Below are 23,877 nucleotides of genomic sequence, written 5' to 3' on the forward strand. Positions count from 1 at the left end.
TTATGTTTAATGACTTTCTTGATCAGCCTTAGCAGCGGTTGGGGGCGCAGCTTTAATCGGTACGGCCAACGCACCGATTCCTAAAAACATACCAAAGTAATAAGTTACAAAGCGCCAAAGCAACATACCGATCAATAATTTACTTGGATTAGTCAAAAAGATTGCAAACAGCGTTTTAAAACTGTACTCTGCCCCACCAGTGCCACCTGGAATCGGAAAGATCGATGTGATCATAACGATCATAACGTGCATTGCAACGACATTTAAAAAATCTGCCTTTGTCTGTCCCAGTGCCAGTAAAATAAAATATGGAATGGCATAAAAAATAATTAACTGTATAAACGTTAGGATTGATGCTTTAATGACTTTCCTTTTTTCACGTTTCAAATGTAAACTTTCAGCGTAAAAAGTATCCACTTTATCATCTAGATTTTTTTTCCAACGCGTAACCTTTTCAGGTTTTAGGAACCACCCTAACGGAACTGTCGCCCACTGTAATAATTTCTTTGTAAATTTATATTGGTACATCACCAATAACAAACCTGCGATCACAAATAAATGTAGCGCAAAACCTGCTACGATCAACCAGGCAATACCATGAAAACGACTGACAACTTCATGAAAACCAAACAGCATCGTCAGCACAAAATTGATCAAAACCATCATCTGATAAATAATAAACTTCATCAAAAGAACTGAACTTGCTTGGCCAGCCTCGATTCCTGACTGCATCATTGCGATCAATTGGGCAGGCTGCCCCCCGGAAGAAAATGGCGTAATACTATTAAACAGCTGCTCGATCATTGGTACTCGAGCAGCATTTCGAAAGGGAAAATAAGCAACTCGGCCACGCAAAAGAACCTGAAGTACATGCGCCTCAAGCAGCAACTGCCCTGCCATCATTAACAAGGCTACCAGCAGCCACCAAAAGTTGAGCGTTCGAAACCCCTGAATTAAAGTTGATAATTTTTCAGTTCGTGCTTCCCACCAAAAAATGCCTAAACCTACGAATAGCATTATCAAGAAAGCAAGTTTATTTTTTCTTGTCATTATGCTCCTAATTTTTCATTAAATCTTCAACAAGCTGAGACATTTGATTATGTGCTTGTTTTAAATAGAAGTCTTGCCAAATTTTTGCCAAATTCTGTTCTGAAAATTTTGTAGCCGCTGCTTTAGCTGCCAATTTAAGGCGTTGCCGTTCTTCGGGATTTTCTTTCAAATAAACCAACTGTTCATCTAGTCCAGCCAAATCACTTCCAGAGGCATAATAACCTGAAATGATGGCTTGATACAGTGGCAGATCACGTAACAAAACTGGGGTTTGACAGCTAAACGCTTCAAGAACAGACATAGGAAATAACTCATCATAAGAAGGCAGTAAAAAAACATCTGCCATATTGTAAAAATCTACCAACGATTTTCGCTCGACAATACCTGTAAATGTTAGATTTTTAGGCGGATTATCAATAATTTTTTTATATTTCTCATAACCGTCTGTCATTTTACCGAAAGAAAAACCACCGGCCCAAACAAAATTCATTTCAGGATGGCGTTTCGCAAGTGCAACAAAATCATCGACACCCTTGCGTTTCTGAACTTGACCATCACCAAACACAACAAAGGCATCGGCTTTAATACCAAGGCTGGCTCTAGTCTGCGCCTTTTTGTGCTCAGACTGCGCATAAAATTCATCTTGAGAAACAAAATTGGGAATATAGGCAATTTTAGATTTAGGAATACCATATGCCGCTAATTTATCAATGAAAATAGGGTTCACAACAACGATCTGATCCATGCGTTTATAAAAAGCAATCACATACTTATCTAAGATTGCCTTGATTGGCCGTGGCAACTGTAAACTGCCTTCTAACGTTTCGGGTAAGAAATGAACGTATCCTATCTTACGACCACGGTGACCTATGAATGTAGACAAAAAAAATTGCGGATCGATCGTATGATAGTGACTGATATCAGCACTACCATATTGATTGACCGTGACCTCAAACGATTGTTGGCCATATTTTTTTAACAAACGCATTAATTCCAAATAGGCGCTACCAACCCCCTGGCCAGCAACTTTATCCGCTGAAGAGAACATGTTGATATGGATCATTTCAAAAACTCCTTATCTGAAATTTCTTCAGGTTCATCATCCGATGCCACAAAAATAGATTGAGCATTGTGATAAAAATCCAATATTCTGTTTCCAAACGTATCTGCAGAAATTTCATTTAATTTTTGGCGTCTTATAATTTCGTCATTAAAGGCCGCTGGATGTAATAAGTATTGTGAAATCTCCGCAACCATTTCACCTGGAGTATTGAATGTTGCACCAACAGAAGGATCATCAAACAGCTTGTTCACATAAGGCTCTGAATATACCACGCACTTTACACCTGCCGCTAACGCCTCATCAAAAGTCAATCCTTGCGTTTCAGAATCACTGGCTGACACAAACAAGTCAGCTGACTTATAATAATCATTAACGTATTCATGGTCAATTTCACCAGCAAAACCAACAAAATCTTGCAGTCCCATCTCAGAAACAAGTGCTTCTAAATCTTCTCGCGCTGGGCCATCGCCCACAATTAGCAAATAGGCATCTGGACATACCGCTAAAATCTGCGGCATGGCTTTGATCAAAACATCTAGCTTTTTTTCCTGACCAATTCGACTCAATGATAACAATAAGTGGCGCGCACCAATGCCATATTGACTCCGGACGTCAATTGAAACCGGCCGACTAAATCTCGTTAGATCAATACCGGTGGGAATAACCGAAATTGGTATTTTGATCTTATAGCGTTTGAGTGTATGTAATACGCGATCACTTGGCGCTACCACTGCCGTCATGTGCGTCAAATACATTTTAGTAAATTGCTTAACATGTGCGGGTTTTAGAAGTTTACCATTCAAAACATAGTGTAAATAATCTTCGTACATCGTATGGTAGGTGTGTACACAAGGTATCTTTAAATTTTTGGCGACAAATTTACCAATCATGCCCATCGAAAATTCAGTTTGCGTATGAACAATGTCTAAATCTAGTTCCTTAGCAACTTCCAAAGCATGAAAAAGACCGCGTACCGCAATTCGTCTATCTGTAAAAGATACGAACGGTACGCTTCCAAAACGAAAAACATTAGGTTCAGTTTCATCCTTATCCACTTTTGGATCAGTTGTTGTAAATATATATACTGAATGCCCCTTAGCTTCCAGAACATTCTTGAGTGTCTTGATCGAAGTCGCGACACCACTAATCTGTGGGAAGTAAGTATCAGTAAATAAACCGATATTCAATTACCTTCCCTCCTTCACTAAACATACAACGTTCATTATAAAGTCATAAAACGCATTATGCAATTTACTAGTTATTATAGCAATAACTCATTTAAAAATTATCCCACTTTTGACCTATTTGTGCATGGTTTTCCCATATTTTGCTGGCCGATTCTTATGCTGACCTTTTAGTGTTTTATATTTTGTGTTATTTTGCTTCGTCAGGCGGCCATTATGCATCTTGCCTCGCATATACTGTCCTTCCAAACGTGTTGGCACCCAATGTCTTAGCGTAGTGGCCATCTCTAACGCCCGCTGACGTCGAACTTGATTGTGCTCTTGCACTGCCGCCTGTGCGACATCATTTTCTAGGTAATTGATCAACTTTTGATTATAGGCTACCAAAGCGTCGGTTAACGGGGCATCTTTGTATTGATTAAATAATTCCGAAACGAATCTAATCGCATCTTTAGCATCCTTAGGCTGGTAAAAACGATCTTGTATCATAATTTCACTTCTTTATTAAATATAAATATTAACGTCTGCTTGATGGTATTTTTGTAACTGCTGTGATTTCGAATTGAAAAACTGGCCGCTAACATGGTCTGAGATCCTGACCGAAAACGAAGCTGCTTCCTTAGTTGTAGAAACGGCTAAATCAGCTGTTAAATTCATCACATCAAAAGCGCGCCCGAAAACAACTTCAAACGCTGAAGCTTGCGTCAAAGGAATGAACAAATAAAGACTCAAACTACGCTGACTGTAACGCATCTTAGTAATCGTAAAACCAGACTGCCTGATCTGTTCCCGAATGGCTAAGATTGGGCCAATCTTGGTTTGCAATTCATGCAGCTTTTTAATCGTCTTTTGCCAATCCGCATATTTCTCAAAAAATTCATCCGTTGGATAATCTCGAAAATAGCCATATAAAAAACTAGGCGTAAATTCAAAATCAGACGGTAACCGCACAGTTCCAGCTTGCTTGATCAACAGCCGCATAGCTGTTTCATCCTCATGTAAACGAGCTTCTACTTTTTGAAAAATTGGAAATTCTGCTGAACCTTCCTTTGCTAAAATCAGTTGCCGCTTTTGTTGAATCAACGTCTCCAAAAAATTCAAATCACTCATGTCGGCATGATCGATATAGTTTCTCAATTCATTTGCACTAATATATTCACCAATATTCACTGTACGCCGCTTACGTTTGCGTTTACTCAAATTGATCACCTTTTCTAAAAAAGTCTAATTATCGCTAAGGAGAATACTTTTGATATTTTCAATTTTGCGGTTAGTTTAGTGATAAGGCTAAATGTAAAAGCTTCTGAATTCATATCATAACGTAAAATAAGCAAAACTACAAAAGCTACCTATTGAAGTAACGTACAATCATAAATATTATGCCACACAAAAAGCCGAGGTAAACATACCCCGACTCAAAAACTTGCTTCTTGCTTATAGTAAACCAACCGCCATCGACAGCATCATAAACTTGTTGTTGATCAGCAGTATCAACTGATAGAAGTTTAGCTCGACCCGCTCCAATTTTGTGAATAAAGTCTGTCGTTATGAACTGTTACGTAGGCAAATCAGCAAACCCATTTGATAACCATCAGACGCTAATTTCTCGGCAATTTTAGCACTGATACCTTGTGCTGAATCGGTAAATAAAACAGCTTTGCGCATAACAATGACCACTACATTTAAATTGACATCAGCGTAGTGCAATTAGTACCTTAGCGAAAGCGCTTCTTCAAAATATAACTCAAGTTATTCTACCTCTTTTCCTTGCCATTGCGATTTATCTTGCGATTTTCGCATTTAAAAATAAATTTGCTTATAATTTAAAATAGAAAATCAAGGAGGCGTTATTATGTCAAACAGAGATAAATTAGACGGTATGAAAGATCAATTCTCAGGTAAAGTTCAAGAAGGTGCTGGTAAATTAACCGGTGATAAGGAAAGAGAAACTAAAGGCAAAGGCAAACAAACACTTGGCAAGCTCAAAGAAAAGGCAAACGACGTTAAAGAAAACCTCTCAGATAAAGCTGGAAATACACTCGATAAAGTTAATGAAAAATTAAATAATAAGAACGACAAATAAAATCTTGCTATTAATTAAGCCTTGCAGCACAAATCTAAATTTTGTGTTGTAAGGCTTTTTTAGTTGAATTTAATTTAAGATAAACATCTTAAAATTGATTGTCATTTGAAATATATATATTATAAAAATAGTTGTACCAGCAGTGATGAGGGCTGAACATATCTTAGACAATTTCCTAAATCTGTCTTATTTGTGATATTAAAAATCTAACTTAACCGAAGAAATGTAAGTTCATCAAATTTAAATGTTTTATATTTATTTCTGTCGATCGTTAGCTCTGCATTTTTTATGGGGCATCGACAGATCGAATTCATCCCATAATATCAACCGTTTTACTAAACTAAAAGAAATATTGTATAAAAATAAAATGTACTTTTTGTACATCGACAGATCAGGTCATGAAAATATGTTATTCTATTGATGTAGTTGTGCCTTGGGTTTTTATCTAATAGAACTGGAATGTAAATACGTTTCGGCATCATTGAGCCCAACATGTCACCCATATCGTTTTTATCTAATAGAACTGGAATGTAAATAATTTATTATTCTTCATATAATCTAGGGCAACTTGGTTTTTATCTAATAGAACTGGAATGTAAATATATTACGTATTACTGGAACTGGCGATATTGATTTCTGTTTTTATCTAATAGAACTGGAATGTAAATACATTTTGAATGATCGTCATTAACAACTCGTTCTGCGTGTTTTTATCTAATAGAACTGGAATGTAAATAAAAATAGCCGCCGAAACATCGGGGGCTAGCATGTTGTTTTTATCTAATAGAACTGGAATGTAAATCGAGCTGTTAGAACGAATAAGGGCGTGCGCTTGTATGGTTTTTATCTAATAGAACTGGAATGTAAATAAGTTTGATGGTATGCCTCGCAGTGAGGCTCAGGGCAAGTTTTTATCTAATAGAACTGGAATGTAAATCCTAAATGGGGCAGTATACGCAAAATATCTTTGGAGTTTTTATCTAATAGAACTGGAATGTAAATAAAGTTGAAGTCATTTCTTTTAACATTTCACTACCTGTTTTTATCTAATAGAACTGGAATGTAAATATGATCACTGAGCGCGCACTATTGCAGCTACCAGATAGTTTTTATCTAATAGAACTGGAATGTAAATATAGTTGATTCATATGAAGTTGTTCCAACACTTACCCCGTTTTTATCTAATAGAACTGGAATGTAAATAAGCAGGCATGAATATTCTTGTATCCGAAGGTGGCGACGGTTTTTATCTAATAGAACTGGAATGTAAATCCGTCTTCAGGCACATCAAACATAACTGACTGGTGATGTTTTTATCTAATAGAACTGGAATGTAAATATTATCTGAGTGAGGATCATTCGAGAATTGAAGAAGGTTTTTATCTAATAGAACTGGAATGTAAATCTGATTGTTCCAGTAAAGGTTTGAATAACCTTGACGGTTTTTATCTAATAGAACTGGAATGTAAATCCACAAGTCATAATTATATCGTTGTCATTAATATTAATTTTATCTAATATTACCAGAATATAAATTAATCATCGCGCAATACCTTGCCAACCAGATAATTGCGGCTTTATCTAGCAGAATTAGGACATAAATAACCAACCACCGCCACACAATCTTACTGCGTTATTCTTAGTCATTAGATTACTTCCTTAAATTATATTTTTAATCATCCTACCCTTATTTGTTTGAGGACAACACAACCAGTGTTATTCAATTAGTAATAAGTCTTTAATAAAGAATTATAAATCTCTGTACTTCGATAAATCCAATTATCTATACTTATTTGGTTCTTTTGCAATGAATGGTTGTCAAAATATTTGTAGGAATTTTGAGAAGCTAAATTCTGAATGGTCTAACATTTTTGTTACAGCTAATTAACAGACGGTCAGCCTTTGGGAAGAATTAGTAATTTACACATGACCAAATATCAGATAGATTATGATTTTGGAATTCTGTTGTCTTTAAAGTCATGGCTGGTACTTTTAATGTCTTTGATCTTACGGTCGATTCCTCTGCCCAGGTCAGATCAATATTGTAATGACCAACTGCTAGGTTATAGCTCAGTCTTTTGATTTCCAATATTTCAGAGCCACGCAAGAAAATACACTAGTTAGCTTTAAGCAATTTATATCCTCTATTTTTCAGATTCAAATAGATCAATTGTCGCGTATCCGCCATATTAAATAATTTTAACCGACGGGTTTTCTTACCATATTTGATCAAGCTGCCTTCAAAGTCACAGTTTATGCAACGTATTTCCGGGCTTTCTAGCTTGGCATGGTAAACAGCGGCACGTTCATCTTTGATCTTTTTCGTTTCAAAAGGCAGATTTTCATCAAATTTTATATTTTTATCCTTGATTCCTAAAACATTTTCTGTAGACTCAGTAGTAGGGAACATCATTCATCCTTCTTTCAATTGGTTTTGGTCGACTTGATTGTAGCATAGGAACATGGTGTTTCTTTTTTGTGTCTCAAAATTGGTATAAAAATAAGGTGCCAGTGGACTGAACACCAACACCAAATAGTTTCATTTTTAACCGGTCGGTCACTGAATTACTAAATAAGTATTCAATACCTATTGGCGTAATTTATGCATTATGGTACTTCACTGTTTCTCCAGATACTCTCGTTACTTTAGTTACACCAGTAATATAGCCGTTCTTGGTCATATCCATCAAGATATACTGCCAATACTTGGCATTGTACTGACTACCCAATTGTTCAAGCTGGTTATTAGTTATTGACTGACCTTGTTTAAGCAATGAATAAAGCCGCTTCAATAATAAATACATAATCACAAAGTAATTCATCTTTCGCCATTGAATCACTACCTAAGATTCGGCTAACTTATCGACAATTGGTTCTAATTGCCTACCAATTTCGTTAATTTCTTCATTGGTAAAGCCATAATAAATATAAACATCATCGAATTTTTCTTCAAAGTCAGCCATCCCATCATCGGTCAGCTCTTTCGCAAAATCTACATCGGGTAAATATTGATGAACAATTTTCAACTCACTCTTCGTCAATAATTCATTTATTCTCACTATGATTCCTCCACTTTTTTCGTTTAGCTGACGTTTTATACCCATTAATAATATTTCCAGTCTGTGGGTTGATTATCACCATAACATTTTCACCTAAATATTTTTGAGCGAGTTTATCATTTGAATATTCAAAAGGAAAAATATGCAATGGTTTTTCCAGTACATTCTGTGCTCTATATAAATTAAAACCACGTTCCAGAACTTGGTCAATCAAATGCTGAGAGATATTCGGGACCTTGATACTCGTACTTATTTCTGTACCATTATACTATTTCTTTCATCTTGTCGAACCAAATTATACCACTCATGAAATCTAATCTCTTTAATCAACTTACCCTTGCCCGTTTCAGAATCTCGCATCTAACGCTATTCAATTGGTGGTAAACCTTCCAGATAAGATATGGTGGATACATGAATCACTGGGCTTGTGTTCACTAGCTTGAATGTCACTTGGTTCAATAGCACAAGTAGATGTTTCTAAAGTTACCATCTATTTATACTTTTCTATGTTAGATTCCTCGTATGCTTTAGCCGTTGCTTATTCAACAATGTGCCCCAGCTCTGTAATGATCAATCGGTGGATATTATTCCACTTTCCATTGGTAAAACTTTGTTACAGTCCTCTAGCTAATCGTGCAGAACCATATCCCAATAATGTGTTTTTTAACATGACATTCATTAATTGGTTGGACAACTTTTTGCGATAGTTCTTCCAGATCCATGCTAAAAAATCCTTGCCATCTTTGCCCAAGGCTTAGCAACTGTATCTTTTCGTTGCTTCTCGGTTAATTTCACAAAGTCACTACACTCCGATTGACTGAGTTCCATGTATAAAAAAAGACACCAACGTGCCTATTTTTGATTTCTTGGCATACCTAAAGCGTTCACGATAATAGCTTCTACCAAAACTAACGCCACAAAAAAATGTCAATAACACTAAAACTAAGGACTTTGGAATTATAAAACGAAACATTCTAAGAGGTATCGGTATTGTAGTGAACAAAATAATTAGGTTGGCCCATAAAGCTAGAAAAAGTCTGCGACTATCTTCAAGATGATTTCTTCTTCTTTCATCTTGTCTCAGTGCTTTATAGATGTCGTTTGATAAAAAAGTGCGGCGATGGAAGACACTAGCCCAATCATGTTTGGTGTTTTAGCAAAATACACAACCACTACAATTGAATACATTACAAATAATCACCCTAAAACAGTATATCTTAAGGTTCTATACTTTTTGGTGTTGGTGGACGTCAGTCCACTGGCACCTTATTTTTATACCAATTTTGAGACACAAAAAAGGAACACCATGTTCCTATGCTACAATCAAGTCGTCTAAAACCAATTGAAAGAAGGATGAATGATGTTCCCTACTACTGATTCTACAGAAAATGTTTTAGGAATCAAGGATAGAAATATCAAGTTTGATGAAAATCTGCCTTTTGAAACGAAAAAGATCAAAGATGAACGTGCCGCTGTTTACCATGCCAAGCTAGAAAGCCCGGAAATACGTTGCATAAACTGTGACTTTGAAGGCAGCTTGATCAAATATGGGACGAAAACCTGTCGGTTAAAATTACCTAATGTGACGGCTACACGACAACCGGTCTATTTGGAATTGAAAAAACAACGTTATCTGTGCAAGCAATGCCGAACGACTTTTATGGCAAAAACTGAGGTTGTGGCAGCTCATTGTTCGATCACTCGACCAGTTCACTGGGCGATCACCCGTAGATGCTCGTATCAACACATCACTCAAAACTATTGCCCAGCGCTATCATATCTCAAGCGCTTCAGTCCAACGGATCTTGATCCAAGATAACGCCTACTCCCTTCAAGAAAAGCGGAATTATTTACCAGAGCATCTTTGTTTCGACGAATTCAAAGCAACAGACACCTATAGCTTTATCTGGATGGATGCCCAGAGCCATGCCCTTGGGGCTGTCCTGCCTTCACGTCGGATAGCGACACTCAAGGATTACTTCTTAGGTTTTCCTTTAGCCGAGCGACTAAAAGTTAAAAGTATCGTCGTTGATCTGAATGCGGCCTACATCAATTTTATTCCAGCTGTATTTCCCAATGTACAGATCATTATCGACCGTTTCCATATCATCAATATGGCTAATCGTGCTTTGAATACCTGTCGTAAGCGGTTGATGAAACAACAGAAACGCAGTTGCAGAGAATATAAATTACTTAAATCTAACTGGCGTATTTTCTTGCGTGATGCTAAAACTTTGGAAGCCAAAAAACTGAGTTATCACCGACAGTTGGTTATTACGATACCGATGTCAATCTAGTCCATCTTGCTTTGAGCTTAGATGAGACCTTCAAACAAACTTATGAAGTTTACCAAGGCATTTACTCAGCAGTTCACGATCGTGATGCGAAAAGCTTTGAAAGCAGTCTTGAATAACTACCGACCATTACACAATGAAATGGATACGACTATCAGAAGCCTTAAAATACATTGGCAGGCACTCCTCAATAGTTGCCGTTATGACTACTCCAATGGTCCAATTGAAGGGGCTAATCATAAAATCAAAGAGATCAAACGTACCAGTTATGGCTTTAGAAACCAACGGAATTTCAAGCTCAGAATTTACCTGCAATTCGCCCATATCTAAATAAATAAAGCAATCCAGCCAAAGGCTGGCAGACCATTACTTGACGGTAACAAAAAAGTTAGACCGATTAAGATCTAACCTCTCAAAATCTTTATAAAAAATGTTCACCAACACTCATTGACAAAGAACCTATCTTAACTGCTAGGGGTAAACACATATTAAATTTTGCGATGCTGATTGTTTTGGCATAAATAAAAGACACTTACTAAGAGTGTCTTTTATTTATGATCAACTTCTTTGATAAGAATTAAATATCTCTCTAATATAACTAGCCAGTTCTTTTGAATACGGATAGTTAATATATAGCGATAATGATAACGGAAGCACATGCCGTCTATCTCTCGTTTGTTGAATCCGATACATGTTCAAAGATATATGTGGTATATTGGGCAAGTTTACGATAGATCTTAGATTCGGAAATTGCTCTTCAATTTTGCTTTTCATTGAACTATATACATTTACATCTTCAGTTTCGAAATTAAAGATTTTGGATTCTTTTATTGATTCAGACACCACAGCTTCTAATTCGTAATTTCCAGCATTATCATTATTCATAATTAATCGCCTCCAAAAAAAATAGTATCTCAACAATTGTCAAAATACCAGGAGCCGATTATTTGAAAATAAAAACTTCGCTAAATTGTGAGTATCCAGCTATTGTTCCCCCCTATGATACACCTCTGAGATGAGCCGAGTTGTTGACCAGGAAGTAGTCGCAAATACCTGTACGCAACTACTACCAATACTTAATTTTTTTGGGTCTTTGACAATCTATACCGTTCCCTTATCTATCAATAGGTACAGCGTTTCATGCTAACAAATCTGCTAACAATTTTTAAAAATTAGCCAATTGTTAGCATGATGTTAGCAGAAATATTTTTTCTAGTACATTCCAATATTTTTTCAAAATAAAAAACGTTGATTTCTCAACGTTCTTTGCTTGTTATACTTTCTAATATTTAGTTAAAAAGTACATATGATACCGGTGATCGGGGTCGAACCGATACGTCCTCGCGGACACTGGATTTTGAGTCCAGCGCGTCTGCCAATTCCGCCACACCGGCATGTAGTAAAAACATATTAGCTTCGCCAATAAAGGCGGTAACCGGATTTGAACCGGTGATGAAGGTTTTGCAGACCTCTGCCTTACCACTTGGCTATACCGCCACCAAGAAATTCAAATCCACCGATTATAAATCGGATATTGGGTTAGCTGGATTCGAACCAGCGCATGACGGAGTCAAAGTCCGTTGCCTTACCGCTTGGCTATAACCCAAAAGTAAAAATGGTACAAGGGCGGAATGTGGGGATCGAACCCACGCGTGCCGGAGCCACAATCCGGTGTGTTAACCACTTCACCAATTCCGCCATGGTAAGCAGGGATAGTAGGAGTTGAACCCACATCGACGGTTTTGGAGACCGTTGTTCTACCATTGAACTATATCCCTATAATAAGTGGAGGAGAGTGGATTCGAACCACCGAACCCGAAGGAGCGGATTTACAGTCCGCCGCGTTTAGCCACTTCGCTACTCCTCCATTATATGGCGCGGGACAGAATCGAACTGCCGACACATGGAGCTTCAATCCATTGCTCTACCGACTGAGCTACCGAGCCATATAAACGGTCCCAACCGGATTTGAACCGGTGATCTCCTGCGTGACAGGCAGGCGTGATAACCCCTACACCATGGGACCAAAATTGCGGGAGCAGGATTTGAACCTACGACCTTCGGGTTATGAGCCCGACGAGCTACCAGACTGCTCCATCCCGCGATAACAATAAGGAGGATGTGGGATTCGAACCCACGCGTGGTTTGACCCACCTGACGGTTTTCAAGACCGTTCCCTTCAGCCGGACTTGGGTAATCCTCCATCATCAATAAAAATATAAAAAAGGGAAATGACCCGTACGGGATTTGAACCCATGTTACCGCCGTGAAAGGGCGGTGTCTTAACCACTTGACCAACGGGTCGAACTAAAAACGGAGAAGGAGGGATTTGAACCCTCGCGCCGCTTGCGCAGCCTACACCCTTAGCAGGGGCGCCTCTTCAGCCACTTGAGTACTTCTCCAAATGGGCCTAAATGGACTTGAACCATCGACCTCACGCTTATCAGGCGTGCGCTCTAACCAACTGAGCTATAGGCCCATTATAACACAAGTGTAAAGCGGGTGACGAGAATCGGACTCGCGACAACAGCTTGGAAGGCTGTGGTTTTACCACTAAACTACACCCGCGTTATTTTTCAAATGGCGCGGGACAGAATCGAACTGCCGACACATGGAGCTTCAATCCATTGCTCTACCGACTGAGCTACCGAGCCATATAAACGGTCCCAACCGGATTTGAACCGGTGATCTCCTGCGTGACAGGCAGGCGTGATAACCCCTACACCATGGGACCAAAATTGCGGGAGCAGGATTTGAACCTACGACCTTCGGGTTATGAGCCCGACGAGCTACCAGACTGCTCCATCCCGCGATAACAATATTAATGGTCCAAGTGGACCTTGTAGGACTCGAACCTACGACCGGACGGTTATGAGCCGTCTGCTCTAACCAACTGAGCTAAAGGTCCAAGCACTATAGCGGCGAAGGGGATCGAACCCCCGACCTCCCGGGTATGAACCGGACGCTCTAGCCAGCTGAGCTACACCGCCAAAAAATATAGTTCTTTATTTGTTGCAATCGGGAAGACAGGATTCGAACCTGCGACCCCCTGGTCCCAAACCAGGTGCTCTACCAAGCTGAGCTACTTCCCGATGATGCACCCAGTAGGAGTCGAACCTACAACCTTCTGATTCGTAGTCAGACACTCTATCCAATTGCGCTATGGGTGCATGTATGCCGAGGACCGGAATCGAACCGGTACGGAGATCACTCTCCGCAGGATTTTAAGTCCTGTGCGTCTGCCAGTTCCGCCACCCGGCATTGGGACTGGTTAAAGCGGAAGACGAGATTCGAACTCGCGACCCCCACCATGGCAAGGTGATGTTCTACCACTGAACTACTTCCGCATAAATGCCGACTAGACGATTCGAACGCCCGACCCTCTGATTACAAATCAGATGCTCTACCAACTGAGCTAAGTCGGCATTATTTCCTATTACCAAGTACGGGTGAAGGGACTTGAACCCTTACGTCCTTCGGACACTAGAACCTAAATCTAGCGCGTCTGCCAATTCCGCCACACCCGCATCATCTGGCAATGAGTCGTGACAGGCTCGAACTGTCGACCCTCTGATTAAAAGTCAGATGCTCTACCAACTGAGCTAACGACTCAATGGAGGTTACAGGGCTCGAACCTGTGACCCTCTGCTTGTAAGGCAGATGCTCTCCCAGCTGAGCTAAACCTCCATCTAAAGCGCGGCGACTTCCTAACCTCGCAGGCGGTTGCCCGCCAACTACTTTCGGCGTTAAGAAGCTTAACTTCTGTGTTCGGCATGGGAACAGGTGTTGCCTTCTTGCTATCGCCACCGCACTTCTCCTGAGCACTTCGTGCCCTCAAAACCACATATCATGTCTTCTTTACCCTTGAATCTTCTGCTTGCCGTTCTTTTGGTCAAGTCCTCGACCGATTAGTATCAGTCCGCTCCATACTTCGCAGCACTTCCACGCCTGACCTATCTACCTGATCATCTCTCAGGGGTCTTACTTCATTAACTGAATGGGAAATCTCATCTCGAGGGGGGCTTCACACTTAGATGCTTTCAGCGTTTATCCCGTCCATACATAGCTACCCAGCTCTGCGCCTGGCGGCACAACTGGTACACCAGCGGTATGTCCACCCCGGTCCTCTCGTACTAAGGGCAGCGCCTCTCAAATTTCCTACGCCCGCGACGGATAGGGACCGAACTGTCTCACGACGTTCTGAACCCAGCTCGCGTACCGCTTTAATGGGCGAACAGCCCAACCCTTGGGACCGACTACAGCCCCAGGATGCGATGAGCCGACATCGAGGTGCCGAACCTCCCCGTCGATGTGGACTCTTGGGGAGATAAGCCTGTTATCCCCAGGTAGCTTTTATCCGTTGAGCGATGGCCCTTCCATACGGAACCACCGGATCACTAAGCCCGACTTTCGTCCCTGCTCGACCTGTCTGTCTCGCAGTCAAGCTCCCTTCTACCTTTACACTCTGCGAATGATTTCCAACCATTCTGAGGGAACCTTCGGGCGCCTGCCGTTACCTTTTAGGAGGCGACCGCCCAGTCGAACTGCCCACCTGACACTGTCTCCCGCCACGCTTAGTGGCGCGGGTTAGAGTGTTCATACAGCAAGGGTCAGTATCCCACCAATGCCTCCTTCGAAACTAGCGTTCCGAGCTCTACGGCTCCTACCTATCCTGTACATGCTGTACCAACACGCAATATCAAGCTACAGTAAAGCTCCATGGGGTCTTTCCGTCCTGTCGCGGGTAACCCGCATCTTCACGGGTAGTATAATTTCACCGAGTCTCTCGTTGAGACAGTGCCCAAATCATTACGCCTTTTCGTGCGGTCGGAACTTACCCGACAAGGAATTTCGCTACCTTCAGGACCGTTATAGTTACGGCCGCCGTTTACTGGGGCTTCAATTCTCAGCTTCGCTTACGCTAACTGATCCTCTTAACCTTCCAGCACCGGGCAGGCGTCAGCCCCTATACGTCATCTTTCGATTTAGCAGAGACCTGTGTTTTTGATAAACAGTTGTTTGGGCCTTTTCACTGCGGCTGACCTTGCGGTCAGCACCCCTTCTGCCGAAGTTACGGGTCATTTTGCCGAGTTCCTTAACGAGAGTTCTCTCGCACACCTGAGGATACTCTCCTCGACTACCTGTGTCGGTTTGCGGTACGGGTGGTCTGCTTCTGGCTAGAAGCTTTCTTGGCAGTGTGACCTCAGGAACTTCGCTACTTAAATTTCGCTCCCCATCACAACTTGTCGTTAGCACTAAGCATTTGACTCAGTCCCCGACTTGTTGCTTGGACATGCACATCCAGCGGCATGCTTTCCTTAGCCTCCTGCGTCCCTCCATCACTCATAACGGAGCAGACCAGTGCAGGAATCTCCACCTGCTTGTCATCGATTACGCCTTTCGGCCTCATCTTAGTTCCCGACTAACCCTGGGCGGACGAGCCTTCCCCAGGAAACCTTAGTCATACGGTGGACAGGATTCTCACCTGTCTTTCGCTACTCATACCGGCATTCTCACTTCTAAGCGCTCCACCAGTCCTCACGATCTGGCTTCTCCGCCCTTAGAACGCTCTCCTACCACGGACACCATCGGTGTCCATCCACAGTTTCGGTACTATGCTTAGCCCCGGTACATTTTCGGCGCAGGACCACTCGACTAGTGAGCTATTACGCACTCTTTGAATGGTGGCTGCTTCTGAGCCAACATCCTAGTTGTCTGCGCAGTTCCACATCCTTTTCCACTTAGCATAGATTTTGGGACCTTAACTGGTGATCTGGGCTGTTCCCCTTTCGACTACGGATCTTATCACTCGCAGTCTGACTCCTGATGATAGATCAGCGGCATTCGGAGTTTATCTGAATTCAGTAACCCAAGACGGGCCCCTGAGTCCAAACAGTGCTCTACCTCCGTGATCCTTACATCAAGGCTAGCCCTAAAGCTATTTCGGAGAGAACCAGCTATCTCCAAGTTCGTTTGGAATTTCACCGCTACCCACACCTCATCCCCGCACTTTTCAACGTACGTGGGTTCGGTCCTCCAGTGCGTTTTACCGCACCTTCAACCTGGACATGGGTAGGTCACTTGGTTTCGGGTCTACCTCTACTTACTCTTGCGCCCTATTCAGACTCGCTTTCGCTGCGGCTCCATCTTTTCTGATTTAACCACGCAAGCAAAGGTAACTCGCCGGTTCATTCTACAAAAGGCACGCCATCACGCGTTAACGCGCTCTGACTACTTGTAGGCACACGGTTTCAGGAACTATTTCACTCCCCTTCCGGGTGCTTTTCACCTTTCCCTCACGGTACTGGTTCACTATCGGTCACTAGGGAGTATTTAGCCTTGGGAGATGGTCCTCCCAGATTCCGACCAGATTTCACGTGTCTGGCCGTACTCAGGATCCTGAACGGAGGCAGCGGCCTTTGGCCTAAGGGGCTCTCACCCGCTCTGGCTGACCTTCCCAGGTCATTCGGCTAAGCCGCCGCTTGGTAACTCCAATGTTTAGTCCTACAACCCCAGGATGCAAGCATCCTGGTTTGGGCTCTTCCCTTTCGCTCGCCGCTACTCAGGGAATCGAGTTTTCTTTCTCTTCCTGCAACTACTGAGATGTTTCAGTTCATCGCGTCTGCCTGCCGCCAGCTATGAATTCACTGACGGCCAACTATCGATCAGGATAGTCAGGTTCCCCATTCGGAAATCTCCGGATCAAAGCTTACTTACAGCTCCCCGAAGCATATCGGTGTTAGTCCCGTCCTTCATCGGCTCCTAGTGCCAAGGCATTCACCGTGCGCCCTTGTTAACTTGACCTAGCACTTCGTGCTGGTCGTTCGGCAATTAATACACAGTTGATTCTCGGTTATTAGAATATTTCATGATATGTGGTTTTCAAGGAACGAAGTGTTTGCGACCTTTCGGTCGCTATGGAGGTTAACGGGATCGAACCGATGACCTCCTGCGTGCAAAGCAGGCGCTCTCCCATCTGAGCTAAACCCCCATAAGGTTGCGATAAAATCGCAATGGGCCTAAATGGACTTGAACCATCGACCTCACGCTTATCAGGCGTGCGCTCTAACCAACTGAGCTATAGGCCCGATAAGTCTTGGCGTAGGCCTCTCAAAACTAAACAAAATTTCGACATGTACAGGCTTTCCGTAATTTTTCCTTAGAAAGGAGGTGATCCAGCCGCAGGTTCTCCTACGGCTACCTTGCTTACGACTTCACCCTAATCATCTGTCCCGCCTTAGACGGCTGGCTCCTAAAAGGTTACCCGACCGGCTTTGGGTGTTACAGACTCTCATGGTGTGACGGGCGGTGTGTACAAGGCCCGGGAACGTATTCACCGCGGCGTGCTGATCCGCGATTACTAGCGATTCCAGCTTCATGCAGGCGAGTTGCAGCCTGCAATCCGAACTGAGAATGGTTTTAAGAGATTAGCATGACCTCGCGGTCTAGCAACTCGTTGTACCATCCATTGTAGCACGTGTGTAGCCCAGGTCATAAGGGGCATGATGATTTGACGTCATCCCACCTTCCTCCGGTTTGTCACCGGCAGTCTGACTGAGAGTGCCCAACTGAATGCTGGCAACTAATCATAAGGGTTGCGCTCGTTGCGGGACTTAACCCAACATCTCACGACACGAGCTGACGACAACCATGCACCACCTGTCACTTTGTCCCCGAAGGGAACATCTGATCTCTCAGACTGACAAAGGATGTCAAGACCTGGTAAGGTTCTTCGCGTTGCTTCGAATTAAACCACATGCTCCACCGCTTGTGCGGGCCCCCGTCAATTCCTTTGAGTTTCAACCTTGCGGTCGTACTCCCCAGGCGGAATGCTTAATGCGTTAGCTGCAGCACTGAAGGGCGGAAACCCTCCAACACTTAGCATTCATCGTTTACGGCGTGGACTACCAGGGTATCTAATCCTGTTTGCTACCCACGCTTTCGAGCCTCAGCGTCAGTTACAGACCAGAGAGCCGCCTTCGCCACTGGTGTTCTTCCATATATCTACGCATTTCACCGCTACACATGGAGTTCCACTCTCCTCTTCTGCACTCAAGTCTCCCAGTTTCCGATGCACTTCTTCGGTTGAGCCGAAGGCTTTCACATCAGACTTAAAAGACCGCCTGCGCTCGCTTTACGCCCAATAAATCCGGACAACGCTTGCCACCTACGTATTACCGCGGCTGCTGGCACGTAGTTAGCCGTGGCTTTCTGATCGAATACCGTCACAGGGTAAACAGTTACTCTTACCCTCGTTCTTCTTCGATAACAGAGTTTTACGAGCCGAAACCCTTCTTCACTCACGCGGCGTTGCTCCATCAGACTTTCGTCCATTGTGGAAGATTCCCTACTGCTGCCTCCCGTAGGAGTTTGGGCCGTGTCTCAGTCCCAATGTGGCCGATCACCCTCTCAGGTCGGCTACGTATCATTGCTTTGGTGAGCCGTTACCTCACCAACTGGCTAATACGCCGCGGGCCCATCCGTAGAGTGATAGCCGAAACCATCTTCAAACCAGAAACAATCGTTTCTGGTTGTTATGCGGTATTAGCATCTGTTTCCAAATGTTATCCCCCGCTCTAGGGTAGGTTGCCGCACGTGTCACTCACCCGTCCGCCACTCGAAACTTCAGTTGAGTGCAAGCACTCGGTAGAAGTTTCTCGTTCGACTTGCATGTATTAGGCACGCCGCCAGCGTTCGTCCTGAGCCAGGATCAAACTCTCAACTAAAGTTCAAGTTTGTGACTCATTATTATTTGTTGCTAGCGAATTGACTTCGCAAATGTTTGTTAGACCAAAAGGTCTAGCCTGCACATTTGGTGTCGAAATTTTGTTCAGTTTTCAAAGGCCTACGTTCGTGAAACAACTTTTATATTATATCAAGTGTTTCATTCGATGTCAACATATTTTTTCAATTATTTTGAATAAATATTCAACATTCATTTTAACAACAAAGAGTGCTGATGCGTTATTTGTCAACGCTTGAAGCAGTTAAGCAACCTCTGTCGTAACAACGTTTATTATAATATCAAGATGCGAGGCCCACGTCAAGGAAAATTTGTAAAAAAAATCAAACCCGAACGATTTCAGATCATTTAGGTTTGATTGTATGAATATTCATCACTCTACATCAGGTACACCAAAGTCTTTTTCAGCTTGACGCAACCAGCTTGGCATGTTCGTAGATATAGGCTGAAACCCGCTATCAACATACCGATTTGTCCAATAATGCTTTTTACACCATTTCGTGCCAATGTTTGGGTCTTTTTGTAAAGCTCTTACTGAAAGGCTGATTTTTTTAGAGTACTCATCAATATCTAGCACTAAAACTTCAATATTTTGTCCAATATGAAACAAACTTTCTAGATTGCTGACATAGCCATGAGCACACTCAGAAATATGAATCAGGCCTTGAGTTGTCTCATCTAATGAAACAAAAACACCATAATGCTGTATTCCCGTGATTGTTCCATTTAGTACCTGGCCAATACGATATGTCATTTTACTGGGCCTCGGTTATATCAACACCTAAAATTACGACATCCTTCAACGGTTTATCGGCAGCATCACGTTTTGAATTGGCAATTTCGTCAACCACAGACATGCCATTAACAACTTGACCAAAAACGGTATGACGAAAATCTAACCACGGTGTCCCACCGTTTTTATAAGCAGCAATAATCTCTTCAGGGTAGCCTGCGTCTTTAAGCTGCTGAAACATTTGTTCATTAACATGCTCATTATTTACAATGAAAAACTGACTGCCATTAGTATTTGGACCAGCATTAGCCATCGATAACGCCCCACGAATATTGAATAACTGTGGTGTGAATTCATCTGCAAAAGGTTTATGCCAAATACTTTCACCGCCAGTACCTGTCCCAGTGGGATCACCGCCTTGAATCATGAAATCAGGAATCACCCGATGGAAAATAATATTGTCATAGTAACCATTTTTAGCTAAGGAAACAAAATTTTCCACCGTTTTAGGGACAAGTTCATCGAATAACTGAACTTCAATATCCCCCATATTTGTGTGCACGGTCGCCTTAGTGCCTTTTACTTCATCTAAATGTAATTGCGGAAAGTCCATAAAAAAACTCCTTCTACTTTTTATTCCAACATATAATATAATGTAACATAACTAAAAGCAAAGATACGCATCATAAAGCTATAAAAAACGAGCGTTTTATGATAATCTGTAAATGCTTTTAACTTTTTTGAAGAAAGAGGCGTTATAGAGATTGTCTCAACACATTTATGATATCACAGTTATCGGTGGTGGCCCTGTCGGCATGTTTGCAACTTTTTACGCTGGCTTGCGTAACGCCGATGTCCATTTAATAGAAAGTTTGCCGCAACTTGGTGGGCAAACTTTAGCTTTGTACCCAGAGAAGGAAATCTATGATGTTGCAGGTTTCCCTCATATTAAGGGGAAGGATTTAGTCAGTCAATTAGAGCAACAAATGGCTGCTTTTGAACCCAAAGTTACCTTAGATACATCGGTCAAGACATTGACACAAGACGATAATGGTGTTTTTGAAATTGGCACGGATCAAGAAACTTTCTATTCTAAATCCGTCATCATTGCCATTGGTACCGGCGCATTTGCACCTCGCAAGTTGGCTTTTGATTATGATCCCGCTTTAGAGGGCACTTATGTTAATTACTATGTCAACGACTTAGCAGATTTTAAGGATATTGATGTTGCTATCGCTGGCGGTGGTGATTCAGCCATTGACTGGGCTTTAGCACTCAATGAAATTGCAAAGTCGGTGACGATCATCCATCGCCGCGATAAATTCAGAGGCTTAGAATCTAGCGTCGAAAAAATGAAACAATCGACGATCAACATCAAAACGCCCTACCTATTAAATGATTTAACCTTAACCGATCAAAGACTAAATATTGACTTGAAAAAAATGAAGTCTGATGACCATGAAACGATCACAGCAGATAAATTACTGGTCAACTACGGCTTTACTTCTGATAGCCGAATCTTAAGAAATTGGGCAATCGACTTAAAGGGTGCTGACGTAAAGGTAGACCACAACATGCATACAAGTCGGGAGTTAGTTTATAGTGTTGGTGATAGTGCTTATTATGAAGGTAAAGTTAAATTGATTGCCACAGGTTTTGGTGAGGTACCGGCAGCTGTTAATGATGCTTTGGAAACACTCTACCCAGAACGCAAGCAACCCCTTCATTCCACATCAATCTTTAATTAAGGAGTGAACCGTCAATGGCTGAATCACCGATTGATCTCTACGAACACAGTATTCAATTATTACAGCAAGAAAATGTATCCATCAAAAGTATCGCTGAGCTCGTTTATTTCTTGCAAAAAGATTATATTGTCGATCTAACGATAGAAGAATGCATCGATAATGTTCTAGTGGTTCTTAAAAAACGCGAAGTCCAGAATGCTATTATGACCGGCGTTACGATTGATGAATTGGCTCAAGCAAAACAACTGCCAGAACCATTACAGAAAATTATTGAAACCGACGAAGGCTTATATGGCGTGGACGAAATCGTCGCCCTTTCAATCGTCAATGTCTATGGTTCCATCGGCCTAACGAATTATGGCTATATCGATAAGATCAAACCGGGGATTTTGGCCGAATTAAATGCTCATAAACAAGGTGAAGTGCATACCTTTTTAGATGATATTGTCGGTGCAATTGCCGCTGCCGCCGCAGGTCGAATGGCCCATAGCCACCCTAATGATGAAGAGGATATTTATTAACAAAGTCGTGCAAAGCATCATATTTACTTCACCAATTCTTAAAGATTTTCAGTTATACTCAATTTACAAATAGGAGGTAATGCATGACTCAACTTATCGATTTTATCCTGCATATTGATCATCATTTAGTCACATTAGTGAATACTTTTGGCAATTGGACTTACGTCATTCTTTTTTTAATGATCTTCATTGAAACGGGTATTGTTATTTTCCCATTTTTACCTGGTGATTCATTGCTATTCGCCGCCACAGCATTGGCAGCCAATCCAAACTATCACTTAAATACACCGTTGTTGTTTTTGATTTTCCTCGCAGCCGCTATCATTGGCGACACCGTTAACTACGAAATTGGCCGCCATCTCAGTGATAAAGCTTTAGAAACGAATTTCTTTGGTCGGCTGATCAATCGGGACAAACTAAAGGTGGCCGAAGACTTCTTCGATCGTCATGGGGGTAAAACAATTGCAATTGCTCGGTTTATCCCCATTGTGCGGACGTTCGCACCTTTTGTTTCTGGCGGCAGCCACATGAATTATCGTCATTTCATACTCTATAACTTTATTGGCGGTTTTTTATGGGTCACGCTATGTGTCGGCGCTGGTCACTTTTTCGGTAATATTCCTTTTGTTCGTGATCACTTTTCACTAGTGGCCATTGCCATTGTTGTTATCTCTGTTTTACCTATGGTTTTCGTCTTCTTTAAAAACAAATTTCAAAAATCTAAAGTTGAAGTCCCAAAAGATTAACCTAAAAAAGCTTATCATCACGGCTAAAATCAGTCGGATGACAAGCTTATTTTTTTAGATCAGACACATGTTTTATGCGATAAAGGCCCAATAACATGGCCGCTTCAAATAAAACAAACGCTAAAATAAAACAATGGCTAAAAAAACTTTCTGGTAAAACATTAATGATCGGATCTGTGCTGGGATCAAACAGCCAATTGCGATTGCGGAAAAATAAATGATGAAAAGTAATGAAAAAACGGTCAAAATTAATACTTGCTGCTAAAGCAACCATTATTGGCACTAAAAATCCCATTTGAAATGGCAACTTTAATTGCCATAGTTGACCAGTTCGACGCCATTTCCGCCAAATATGAATTGCTAAGGGCACCAATACCAGCATCAATAAATCATTCAAAATAAATAGTTGCTTTACATCTCGAAAATGAGCAATACCGTTTAAAGAACTCGGAAAATCCATCATCCGCAGCTGTGTCAGCCAAGGAAAATGCAAAAAAGCCATTAGTTGAACATAATTATGGTACAAACGGCCTAAAGGCATATTTTCTAATTCAGGTAACTGCTGAATATGCGCGTCGATTGGGTACAAAATAAAAGTACTCATAATCGTTACGAAAATGACACTTGTCAATATGACCATCAAAATGCAGGCT

18 protein-coding genes, 29 tRNA genes, 3 rRNA genes, 1 pseudogene and 1 CRISPR repeat array are annotated in these 23,877 nt (G+C 41.6%); of the genes and pseudogenes, 6 read left to right on the forward strand and 45 right to left on the reverse strand.

What is annotated here, in order from left to right:
• Positions 1-6 precede the first annotated feature (6 nt).
• The 6 genes from ACNAN0_RS08320 to ACNAN0_RS08345 form a co-directional block, all read right to left on the reverse strand.
• Positions 7-1,050 (reverse strand): lysylphosphatidylglycerol synthase transmembrane domain-containing protein, encoded by a 1,044-nt coding sequence (locus tag ACNAN0_RS08320; RefSeq protein ID WP_230914469.1) that lies wholly within the window; start codon positions 1,048-1,050, stop codon positions 7-9.
• Between the two features lie 7 nt (positions 1,051-1,057).
• Positions 1,058-2,113, reverse strand: a complete 1,056-nt coding sequence (locus tag ACNAN0_RS08325; RefSeq protein ID WP_230914470.1) for a glycosyltransferase family 4 protein — start codon at positions 2,111-2,113, stop codon at positions 1,058-1,060.
• Positions 2,110-3,300 (reverse strand): glycosyltransferase family 4 protein, encoded by a 1,191-nt coding sequence (locus ACNAN0_RS08330; RefSeq protein ID WP_230914471.1) that lies wholly within the window; start codon positions 3,298-3,300, stop codon positions 2,110-2,112. The genes ACNAN0_RS08325 and ACNAN0_RS08330 overlap by 4 nt, the downstream gene beginning before the upstream one ends.
• 114 nt (positions 3,301-3,414) lie before the next feature.
• On the reverse strand, positions 3,415-3,786 hold the full coding sequence (locus ACNAN0_RS08335) for a hypothetical protein (protein WP_230914472.1): 372 nt from the start codon (positions 3,784-3,786) through the stop codon (positions 3,415-3,417).
• A gap of 15 nt (positions 3,787-3,801) precedes the next feature.
• Positions 3,802-4,497: a hypothetical protein gene (locus tag ACNAN0_RS08340; RefSeq protein WP_416353074.1), complete on the reverse strand. Its 696-nt coding sequence runs from the start codon at positions 4,495-4,497 to the stop codon at positions 3,802-3,804.
• Positions 4,498-4,842: 345 nt separating this feature from the next.
• The gene (locus tag ACNAN0_RS08345; RefSeq protein ID WP_416353075.1) at positions 4,843-5,004 is read right to left on the reverse strand and encodes a hypothetical protein; all 162 of its coding nucleotides are present in this window, start codon (positions 5,002-5,004) and stop codon (positions 4,843-4,845) included.
• 145 nt (positions 5,005-5,149) lie between these two features.
• Between ACNAN0_RS08345 and ACNAN0_RS08350 the strand changes: the two genes are divergently transcribed.
• On the forward strand, positions 5,150-5,380 hold the full coding sequence (locus ACNAN0_RS08350) for a CsbD family protein (protein WP_230914474.1): 231 nt from the start codon (positions 5,150-5,152) through the stop codon (positions 5,378-5,380).
• Positions 5,381-5,817: 437 nt separating this feature from the next.
• Positions 5,818-6,851: a CRISPR direct-repeat array (repeat unit 30 nt; unit sequence GTTTTTATCTAATAGAACTGGAATGTAAAT).
• Positions 6,852-7,496: 645 nt separating this feature from the next.
• Here the strand turns inward: ACNAN0_RS08350 and ACNAN0_RS08355 are convergent.
• The 3 genes from ACNAN0_RS08355 to ACNAN0_RS08365 form a co-directional block, all read right to left on the reverse strand.
• Entirely contained in the window at positions 7,497-7,793 is a 297-nt protein-coding gene (locus ACNAN0_RS08355; protein ID WP_416353076.1) for a hypothetical protein, read from the reverse strand.
• 187 nt (positions 7,794-7,980) lie between these two features.
• On the reverse strand, positions 7,981-8,202 hold the full coding sequence (locus ACNAN0_RS08360) for a YjcQ family protein (RefSeq protein WP_416353077.1): 222 nt from the start codon (positions 8,200-8,202) through the stop codon (positions 7,981-7,983).
• A gap of 21 nt (positions 8,203-8,223) precedes the next feature.
• On the reverse strand, positions 8,224-8,439 hold the full coding sequence (locus ACNAN0_RS08365; RefSeq protein ID WP_230914477.1) for a hypothetical protein: 216 nt from the start codon (positions 8,437-8,439) through the stop codon (positions 8,224-8,226).
• Between the two features lie 1,357 nt (positions 8,440-9,796).
• Here ACNAN0_RS08365 and ACNAN0_RS08370 point away from each other — a divergent pair.
• Together ACNAN0_RS08370 and ACNAN0_RS08375 are read left to right on the forward strand one after the other, a co-directional pair.
• On the forward strand, positions 9,797-10,258 hold the full coding sequence (locus ACNAN0_RS08370) for a hypothetical protein (RefSeq protein ID WP_416353078.1): 462 nt from the start codon (positions 9,797-9,799) through the stop codon (positions 10,256-10,258).
• Positions 10,245-11,063 (forward strand): annotated as a pseudogene (locus tag ACNAN0_RS08375) (ISL3 family transposase). Before ACNAN0_RS08370 ends, ACNAN0_RS08375 begins: the two are co-directional and overlap by 14 nt.
• Before the next feature lie 228 nt (positions 11,064-11,291).
• On the opposite strand, the gene ACNAN0_RS08380 reads toward ACNAN0_RS08375, so the two are convergent.
• The 35 genes from ACNAN0_RS08380 to ACNAN0_RS08550 form a co-directional block, all read right to left on the reverse strand.
• A complete protein-coding gene (locus ACNAN0_RS08380) occupies positions 11,292-11,618 on the reverse strand; it encodes a hypothetical protein (RefSeq protein WP_230914479.1) in 327 nt (108 codons plus the stop codon).
• Positions 11,619-12,043: 425 nt separating this feature from the next.
• Positions 12,044-12,127: transfer RNA gene (locus tag ACNAN0_RS08385), tRNA-Leu, on the reverse strand.
• 32 nt (positions 12,128-12,159) lie between these two features.
• Positions 12,160-12,230 (reverse strand) — tRNA-Cys (locus tag ACNAN0_RS08390).
• A 37-nt stretch (positions 12,231-12,267) separates the two neighbouring features.
• Positions 12,268-12,339: transfer RNA gene (locus ACNAN0_RS08395), tRNA-Gln, on the reverse strand.
• Positions 12,340-12,358: 19 nt separating this feature from the next.
• Positions 12,359-12,431 (reverse strand) — tRNA-His (locus ACNAN0_RS08400).
• 9 nt (positions 12,432-12,440) lie between these two features.
• Positions 12,441-12,511: transfer RNA gene (locus ACNAN0_RS08405), tRNA-Trp, on the reverse strand.
• An 8-nt stretch (positions 12,512-12,519) separates the two neighbouring features.
• A tRNA-Tyr gene (locus ACNAN0_RS08410) sits at positions 12,520-12,600 on the reverse strand.
• Between the two features lie 6 nt (positions 12,601-12,606).
• Positions 12,607-12,679 (reverse strand) — tRNA-Phe (locus ACNAN0_RS08415).
• A 7-nt stretch (positions 12,680-12,686) separates the two neighbouring features.
• Positions 12,687-12,759, reverse strand: a tRNA-Asp gene (locus ACNAN0_RS08420).
• 4 nt (positions 12,760-12,763) lie between these two features.
• Positions 12,764-12,837 (reverse strand) — tRNA-Met (locus tag ACNAN0_RS08425).
• A 9-nt stretch (positions 12,838-12,846) separates the two neighbouring features.
• Positions 12,847-12,936: transfer RNA gene (locus tag ACNAN0_RS08430), tRNA-Ser, on the reverse strand.
• Between the two features lie 29 nt (positions 12,937-12,965).
• A tRNA-Glu gene (locus ACNAN0_RS08435) sits at positions 12,966-13,037 on the reverse strand.
• Between the two features lie 10 nt (positions 13,038-13,047).
• Positions 13,048-13,135 (reverse strand) — tRNA-Ser (locus ACNAN0_RS08440).
• A gap of 3 nt (positions 13,136-13,138) precedes the next feature.
• Positions 13,139-13,212, reverse strand: a tRNA-Ile gene (locus ACNAN0_RS08445).
• Between the two features lie 18 nt (positions 13,213-13,230).
• A tRNA-Gly gene (locus ACNAN0_RS08450) sits at positions 13,231-13,301 on the reverse strand.
• Between the two features lie 13 nt (positions 13,302-13,314).
• Positions 13,315-13,387 (reverse strand) — tRNA-Phe (locus ACNAN0_RS08455).
• A gap of 7 nt (positions 13,388-13,394) precedes the next feature.
• Positions 13,395-13,467, reverse strand: a tRNA-Asp gene (locus ACNAN0_RS08460).
• A 4-nt stretch (positions 13,468-13,471) separates the two neighbouring features.
• Positions 13,472-13,545: transfer RNA gene (locus ACNAN0_RS08465), tRNA-Met, on the reverse strand.
• Positions 13,546-13,567: 22 nt separating this feature from the next.
• Positions 13,568-13,641, reverse strand: a tRNA-Ile gene (locus ACNAN0_RS08470).
• 8 nt (positions 13,642-13,649) lie between these two features.
• A tRNA-Met gene (locus tag ACNAN0_RS08475) sits at positions 13,650-13,723 on the reverse strand.
• Between the two features lie 28 nt (positions 13,724-13,751).
• Positions 13,752-13,825, reverse strand: a tRNA-Pro gene (locus tag ACNAN0_RS08480).
• A 4-nt stretch (positions 13,826-13,829) separates the two neighbouring features.
• Positions 13,830-13,903: transfer RNA gene (locus ACNAN0_RS08485), tRNA-Arg, on the reverse strand.
• 5 nt (positions 13,904-13,908) lie between these two features.
• Positions 13,909-13,993 (reverse strand) — tRNA-Leu (locus tag ACNAN0_RS08490).
• Positions 13,994-14,008: 15 nt separating this feature from the next.
• Positions 14,009-14,080: transfer RNA gene (locus ACNAN0_RS08495), tRNA-Gly, on the reverse strand.
• Between the two features lie 5 nt (positions 14,081-14,085).
• Positions 14,086-14,158: transfer RNA gene (locus ACNAN0_RS08500), tRNA-Thr, on the reverse strand.
• A gap of 19 nt (positions 14,159-14,177) precedes the next feature.
• A tRNA-Leu gene (locus tag ACNAN0_RS08505) sits at positions 14,178-14,260 on the reverse strand.
• A 12-nt stretch (positions 14,261-14,272) separates the two neighbouring features.
• A tRNA-Lys gene (locus tag ACNAN0_RS08510) sits at positions 14,273-14,345 on the reverse strand.
• A gap of 2 nt (positions 14,346-14,347) precedes the next feature.
• A tRNA-Val gene (locus tag ACNAN0_RS08515) sits at positions 14,348-14,420 on the reverse strand.
• Between the two features lie 7 nt (positions 14,421-14,427).
• Positions 14,428-14,544: ribosomal RNA gene (gene rrf / locus ACNAN0_RS08520) — 5S ribosomal RNA — on the reverse strand.
• 77 nt (positions 14,545-14,621) lie between these two features.
• Positions 14,622-17,537, reverse strand: a 23S ribosomal RNA gene (locus ACNAN0_RS08525).
• 114 nt (positions 17,538-17,651) lie between these two features.
• A tRNA-Ala gene (locus ACNAN0_RS08530) sits at positions 17,652-17,724 on the reverse strand.
• Positions 17,725-17,747: 23 nt separating this feature from the next.
• Positions 17,748-17,821, reverse strand: a tRNA-Ile gene (locus ACNAN0_RS08535).
• Positions 17,822-17,896: 75 nt separating this feature from the next.
• Positions 17,897-19,459 (reverse strand): 16S ribosomal RNA (locus ACNAN0_RS08540).
• Together the 16S, 23S and 5S rRNA genes with 29 tRNA genes alongside form the textbook arrangement of a ribosomal RNA operon.
• A 390-nt stretch (positions 19,460-19,849) precedes the next feature.
• Positions 19,850-20,230, reverse strand: a complete 381-nt coding sequence (locus tag ACNAN0_RS08545) for a CvfD/Ygs/GSP13 family RNA-binding post-transcriptional regulator (RefSeq protein ID WP_230914463.1) — start codon at positions 20,228-20,230, stop codon at positions 19,850-19,852.
• Between the two features lies 1 nt (position 20,231).
• Complete coding sequence (locus tag ACNAN0_RS08550; protein WP_230914462.1) at positions 20,232-20,822, reverse strand: peptidylprolyl isomerase; 591 nt, start codon at positions 20,820-20,822, stop codon at positions 20,232-20,234.
• A 151-nt stretch (positions 20,823-20,973) separates the two neighbouring features.
• Here ACNAN0_RS08550 and ACNAN0_RS08555 point away from each other — a divergent pair, with 151 nt between their 5' ends.
• The 3 genes from ACNAN0_RS08555 (at position 20,974) to ACNAN0_RS08565 (ending at position 23,224) form a co-directional block, all read left to right on the forward strand.
• Positions 20,974-21,957 carry an NAD(P)/FAD-dependent oxidoreductase gene (locus ACNAN0_RS08555; RefSeq protein ID WP_416353079.1) on the forward strand — a complete coding sequence of 328 codons (984 nt, stop codon included), beginning with the start codon at positions 20,974-20,976 and terminating at the stop codon, positions 21,955-21,957.
• Positions 21,958-21,971: 14 nt separating this feature from the next.
• Entirely contained in the window at positions 21,972-22,478 is a 507-nt protein-coding gene (locus tag ACNAN0_RS08560) for a phosphatidylglycerophosphatase A (RefSeq protein WP_416353080.1), read from the forward strand.
• A gap of 83 nt (positions 22,479-22,561) precedes the next feature.
• Complete coding sequence (locus ACNAN0_RS08565; RefSeq protein ID WP_230914460.1) at positions 22,562-23,224, forward strand: DedA family protein; 663 nt, start codon at positions 22,562-22,564, stop codon at positions 23,222-23,224.
• A 46-nt stretch (positions 23,225-23,270) separates the two neighbouring features.
• Here ACNAN0_RS08565 and ACNAN0_RS08570 read toward each other — a convergent pair whose 3' ends face one another.
• Positions 23,271-23,864, reverse strand: coding sequence for a TIGR01906 family membrane protein (locus ACNAN0_RS08570; RefSeq protein WP_416353081.1), 594 nt, complete (start codon positions 23,862-23,864; stop codon positions 23,271-23,273).
• Between the last annotated feature and the right edge of the window lie 13 nt (positions 23,865-23,877).

It is taken from the genome of Agrilactobacillus fermenti, assembly GCF_047943045.1.
GTDB classification, from domain to species: Bacteria; Bacillota; Bacilli; order Lactobacillales; family Lactobacillaceae; genus Agrilactobacillus; species Agrilactobacillus fermenti.

Bases quoted from the DNA above. Each gene is read 5' to 3' on its own strand.
- ACNAN0_RS08320 (WP_230914469.1), bottom strand. From the start codon at position 1,050: ATGACAAGAAAAAATAAACTTGCTTTCTTGATAATGCTATTCGTAGGT.
- ACNAN0_RS08325 (WP_230914470.1), bottom strand. From the start codon at position 2,113: ATGATCCATATCAACATGTTCTCTTCAGCGGATAAAGTTGCTGGCCAG.
- ACNAN0_RS08335 (WP_230914472.1), bottom strand. From the start codon at position 3,786: ATGATACAAGATCGTTTTTACCAGCCTAAGGATGCTAAAGATGCGATT.
- ACNAN0_RS08350 (WP_230914474.1), top strand. From the start codon at position 5,150: ATGTCAAACAGAGATAAATTAGACGGTATGAAAGATCAATTCTCAGGT.
- ACNAN0_RS08355 (WP_416353076.1), bottom strand. From the start codon at position 7,793: ATGATGTTCCCTACTACTGAGTCTACAGAAAATGTTTTAGGAATCAAG.
- ACNAN0_RS08360 (WP_416353077.1), bottom strand. From the start codon at position 8,202: ATGAATTACTTTGTGATTATGTATTTATTATTGAAGCGGCTTTATTCA.
- ACNAN0_RS08370 (WP_416353078.1), top strand. From the start codon at position 9,797: ATGATGTTCCCTACTACTGATTCTACAGAAAATGTTTTAGGAATCAAG.
- ACNAN0_RS08380 (WP_230914479.1), bottom strand. From the start codon at position 11,618: ATGAATAATGATAATGCTGGAAATTACGAATTAGAAGCTGTGGTGTCT.
- ACNAN0_RS08545 (WP_230914463.1), bottom strand. From the start codon at position 20,230: ATGACATATCGTATTGGCCAGGTACTAAATGGAACAATCACGGGAATA.
- ACNAN0_RS08550 (WP_230914462.1), bottom strand. From the start codon at position 20,822: ATGGACTTTCCGCAATTACATTTAGATGAAGTAAAAGGCACTAAGGCG.
- ACNAN0_RS08560 (WP_416353080.1), top strand. From the start codon at position 21,972: ATGGCTGAATCACCGATTGATCTCTACGAACACAGTATTCAATTATTA.
- ACNAN0_RS08565 (WP_230914460.1), top strand. From the start codon at position 22,562: ATGACTCAACTTATCGATTTTATCCTGCATATTGATCATCATTTAGTC.
- ACNAN0_RS08570 (WP_416353081.1), bottom strand. From the start codon at position 23,864: ATGGTCATATTGACAAGTGTCATTTTCGTAACGATTATGAGTACTTTT.